The 5,123-nt window shown below is 39.3% G+C and carries 3 protein-coding genes; all 3 read left to right on the forward strand.

Annotation, left to right across the window (positions count from 1 at the left end; all coding sequences use genetic code 11):
* A partial coding sequence (locus tag ACJML3_RS04030; protein WP_406020844.1) for a DNA translocase FtsK occupies nt 1-3,279 on the forward strand: 3,279 nt, incomplete at its 5' end.
* 2 nt (nt 3,280-3,281) lie between these two features.
* Nucleotides 3,282-3,875, forward strand: a complete 594-nt coding sequence (gene lolA / locus ACJML3_RS04035) for an outer membrane lipoprotein chaperone LolA (protein ID WP_406020846.1) — start codon at nt 3,282-3,284, stop codon at nt 3,873-3,875.
* Nucleotides 3,859-5,123 (forward strand): replication-associated recombination protein A (locus ACJML3_RS04040; RefSeq protein WP_406020848.1); only part of this gene is annotated, 1,265 nt, incomplete at its 3' end. The genes lolA and ACJML3_RS04040, both read left to right, overlap by 17 nt.

Below are 5,123 nucleotides of genomic sequence, written 5' to 3' on the forward strand. Positions count from 1 at the left end.
CTCTCAGCCTTATCTCCATCCTTTGGTGGACTGCTGGGTGATTTTTTCTTTTTGTATTTCTTTAACAAGTTTGGATTCCCTATATCAGGAATTCTGCTTATGCTTGTTACCTTTGGCGGTCTATTTCTCTTTACCTTCAAATCACCAGTCTGGTACATAGATAATATAGGTAATCTTCTGACTGCTGTTTATAACAGAATCACAGGACGAAAGGTTGAGACTTCACTATTTGAAGATCATAATCAGATGAGCAAGCATAATTCTGACCTTAACATCTCTGATGTGACTTCTGTTGGCAGTCTTCCAGAGCAGACTCCTGAAATGACCAAGGGTATACAGGTAGTTAACAGTGATAATGAGCAGGTTCATTCTTTAAATAATCATCTCAACAAGGAATATCTAGATCAGATCCATGAGCACGAAAAAGAGCAGAGTGGTGGATTCTTATCAGGTCTGTTTACAAGAATTAAAACTCAGAGTGAAGAGAAAGAGAAGAATAATGACAAGGCTGAAACACTAAGTGAAATTGCTGCAAAACAGCCACAGCTGAAGAATGTTTCTAAAGGTAGAAGCTCCCTTACAAACCGTGTTGAACCAAAGTTTTCTGCTTTTGGAGTTCCAACAGATCCTTCATTCTTAAGACAGAACGACAGCTTCGTAAAGCAAGAGAACAATTTTCCTGCAACATTCGGTTCTAACCGTATTGCAAAAAATATTGAGGAGCAAAAAGCAACAGCAGTATTTGCATCTGAAAACAATAGTGCAATTCAAAACGCTGTGCAGACAAACAATATATCTGACACACACAGTTCATCACAAAGCAAAGAAGGTCCAAAGACTGTAATTAATGGTGTTGCAGTAGGTTCAAACATCACAGAAAAAAAGGATGATTTGCAAGAGCCTAAAGATAATGGTGGAAAAACCATTATTACAAGACTTGCAGTCGCTTCAGATGATATTTTTGAACCAGTAAGAAAAGTTCAGAATGATGACAGTCAGGGACATGTTGTTTACAAGGCAGGTGCTGATAATATTACACAGCAAGAAACAGTAGGCAGCCCTATGAGACGCTCAGAGGTAAGCACTGTAATTATCAGAACAACATCTACACCAAAACTGAATGTGACATCAAATTCAGATGGTATGTCAGGTAAGTTTACTCAGAATTCTGATCAGACTGATTCTATGAGCAATCAAAGTCAGAAGTATGAAACCAGTGTAAATCATACCGTTGTATCAGAAAGTGATCAGAATATTATCAGTTTTGATGATCTTACAAACGAGGATAATACCTCTACACAGATAAAGGTAAATTCTCTGCCACCAGAGTTCAAGAAAACTGATGATGGAAAACTTTTAAAGAGCTCTGAGTCATTAATAAAAGAGTCAGATGATAGCTATGACAAGTATCGTTATGCTTCAAGAGGTGTAAATTCTAGTCAGACTCCTTCTGTCAGAAGCAATACAGAAACCAGTTCAGCATATACTGTAGCTTCACAGACACTAAATGCAGCTGTAAGCTCTAATAACGATGTTCATAATAATGAGATGCAAAATGAAAATCATGCTCAGACTCAAAGTTCATCTGGCCTTGTAAATTCATATTCATCAGCTTCATCTTCTCAATCATATGACAAGGTGGTAACAAATCCTCCATTTGAAAATATGAGCTCCATCTCAGGTAACGTACCTAGAAGCTTCAACACTTCACAGCGTGCTCCTATAGGAAAGATTCCTACTGTTACCTATTCACAGTCAACAGAAACAATTCCTACAAGATACTATGACAGCTGGAGACCTCCATTCTCTCTTCTGACTCGTTCTAACAACGAGAACTACTCAATCGATGATGAGATTGAAGCAAAGATTTCAAAAATCGATCAGTTCATGAAGGACTTCAATGTTAAAGCTAATGTAGCTAATTTTGAGTCTGGCCCAGTTGTTACAAGATTCGATTTGAATCTTGAAAGAGGTGTAAGCTTAAAGGCTATCAGCAGATTAACAGAAGATCTGCAGAGAACTCTGATGACAGATAAGATCAATATCCTAAAATCTGTTGCCGGCACAAGCTTCGTTGGTGTTGAAGTTCCAAACGACAGAAGAAAGATGATTACACTTGGTGATGTTGTGCAGTCTGAAGAGTTTGCAACCTCAAAGGCTTACCTGCCTATGTGTATGGGTGTTGATACCATTGGAAGACCTATTGTTGCTGATCTTGCATCAGCTCCGCATCTTCTGATTGCAGGTACAACAGGTTCAGGTAAGTCAGCAGGTCTTAACTCAATGCTAGTATCCTTACTGTTATCAAAGTCACCTGCAGATATGCGTCTGATTATGATTGACCCTAAGACAGTAGAGTTTACTCAGTATCATTCTCTGCCACATCTGATTTGCCCAATCATTACAGATCCACTTCAGGCTGTAGCTTCAGTATCATGGCTTATCAAGGAGCAGGAGCGTAGATACAAACTGTTATCTTTACTGCATGTTGCTAAGATTTCACAGTGTAATGATCTTATCCGTTCAGAAAATGCACAGGGCAGAAAGGTATATGATCCCGTATGGACTGCTGATATGGGTGGTGAGCCAAAAGAGCTAAAACCTCTACCATATATCGTACTTGTAATTGACGAGTTTGCCGATTTAATGGCAGTATCAGGTTCATCAGGAAAGAAAGGTGATCAGGCACTTGATCAGATGATTGGCCGACTTGCAGGTAAGGCAAGAGCTGCAGGTATCCATATTATTCTTGCAACTCAGACTCCTCGTTCAGAGATTGTAACCGGTACTATCAGAGCAAATCTTCCATCAAGAATTGCATATACTGTACAAAACGGTATGGAATCTAGAATTATTCTTGATGAGACTGGTGCAGAAAATCTTTTAGGCAACGGTGACATGATGGTCAAGTATCAGCAGCTCAAGAATAATCAGCTGTTCAGAGCTCACGGTCCTTATGCAAGTACTGATGATGTTCATGCAGTTGTAAATTCATGGATTGAGAGAGCAGGTGATCCTGAATATATTGAAGATGTCACAACTCTTGAAGATGATGAGCCTGATGATTTAGATGATATGCCAAAGGATCAGGAGTTAGACAGATATTTTGATCTTGCTGTAGAGCATGCAAGAATGTACTGTGCAAACACTAAGAAGGGTATTTCTGTAACTGAGCTTCAGTCTGAACTTAAGGTTGGCTTTGTTAGAGCAAGAAATATTCACAGACAGTTGCAACAACAGGGTATCATTGATTCAAAAGGATATCTTCTGTGGGAGTAAGAATGAAGAAAATCTTAATGGTTGCAGCGCTAATGACTGCAGCGTGCACGGTACAGGCTGATGATTCTTTGGAACTCATTAAAATGCTTGGAAGCAGAAATTCTATTTCAGCCACATTCTCTTCTCAGACAAAAAATGCCAAGGGAACTGTAGTATCAGTTCAGAGTGGATCTTTAAAGCTAAAGAGACCATCTCATTTTATGATGCATACAATGGAGCCTGATGAAACAGTTCTTTATACAAAAGGCTCATCTGTGGTTTATTACGATGCATTTGTAAATCAGGCCACTGTGTTTTCAAAAAAGGATCTGTATACATCACCTTTTATGCTGTTAAACTCTTCAGATAAAAAGCTGTGGTCTCAATACAAGGTTCAGTCTCTAGGAAAATGCTACAGCCTGACTCCACTTAAAGATAAGACTGTAAGCAAGATTACTTTGTGCTTTGACAACAGCCGTATAAATGAACTTACTTTAAATATGGCTGATGGAAACACTACTGTTTATAAGCTCACAGAACAGAGCTCTACACTTACAGACAGTGATTTTTCATACACTATTCCAGATGATGCACAGATAGATGACCAGCGAAAATAATACTGATTTATTTGCAGCCTTTGACGAATCACTTACAAAAGGTTCAGTTGAAAGCTCATCTATAAGCGATGAGTTTGCTCCTCTTGCAGCAAGACTCAGACCTTCAAGTCTTGATGAGTATATAGGTCAGTCACATCTTTTATCTCCTGGCAAACCATTGAGAGCAATGTATGACAAAGGTCAGTGCTATTCAATGATACTCTGGGGACCTCCAGGTGTTGGTAAAACTACACTTGCATTGCTTTTTGCAAAGGCATGTTCAGCTATATTTGAGCAGTTACCTGCCGTTACCTCAGGTGTAAAGGACATACGAGATGCTATTTCAAGAGCTGAGCTTAGAAAGAAAAGCGGTATAAGAACAATTCTTTTTGTAGATGAGGTTCATCGCTTCAATAAGTCTCAGCAAGATGCGTTCTTGCCACATATTGAAAACGGAACCATAACTTTTATCGGAGCAACAACCGAGAATCCGTCCTTTTCACTTAATTCTGCACTTTTATCAAGAGCAAGAGTATATGTTCTGCAGAAACTGAATGATGATGAATCTAAAAAACTCATTGATATCGCTGTAAACTCTCAAAAGGGGCTTAAAAGCTGTAATCTCAAACTTGCAGAAGGTGTAGAAAAGGCTCTTATTGATCTTGCATCTGGTGATGCTAGGTATCTACTGAATATTCTTGAAATGGCTTCAGATCTTGCCGCACTTTCAAAAGACGGTACAAGAATTCTTACTCTTTCAATGCTAGCTGCAGTGGCAGGCAGAAGACTTGTCAACTATGACAAGGGCGGTGATTCATATTATGAGATTATAAGTGCCTATCATAAGTCACTTAGAGGCTCAGCTCCTGATGCGGCTTTATACTGGTATTCAAGAATTCTTGAGGCATGTGGTGATCCTTTATATGTTGCAAGAAGACTGCTAGCATTTGCAACAGAGGACATTGGTCTTGCAGATCCAAAGGCAATGCAGATATGTCTAAATGCATGGGATATTTATGATAGGGTAGGTCCTGCTGAAGGCGAAAGAGCTATTGCCGAGGCTACAGTATACTGTGCACTAGCTCCAAAGAGTAACCGTCTGTATCTTGCTTTTAACAAGGCACGAGAGGATGCAAGAGAGCATGGTACTCTTGATGTGCCTATTTATCTTAGAAACGCTCCTACAAAGTTAATGAAAGATTTAGGCTACATTGAAGGCTATCGCTATGCCCATGACTACGAAGGTGCCTATGCAGATGGAGAGTGTTT

Source organism: Succinivibrio sp. (assembly GCF_045124615.1).
Lineage (GTDB): Bacteria > Pseudomonadota > Gammaproteobacteria > Enterobacterales > Succinivibrionaceae > Succinivibrio > Succinivibrio faecicola.

Excerpts from the sequence above, each read along its gene's own strand:
- lolA (WP_406020846.1), top strand. The coding sequence starts at position 3,282 with ATGAAGAAAATCTTAATGGTTGCAGCGCTAATGACTGCAGCGTGCACG.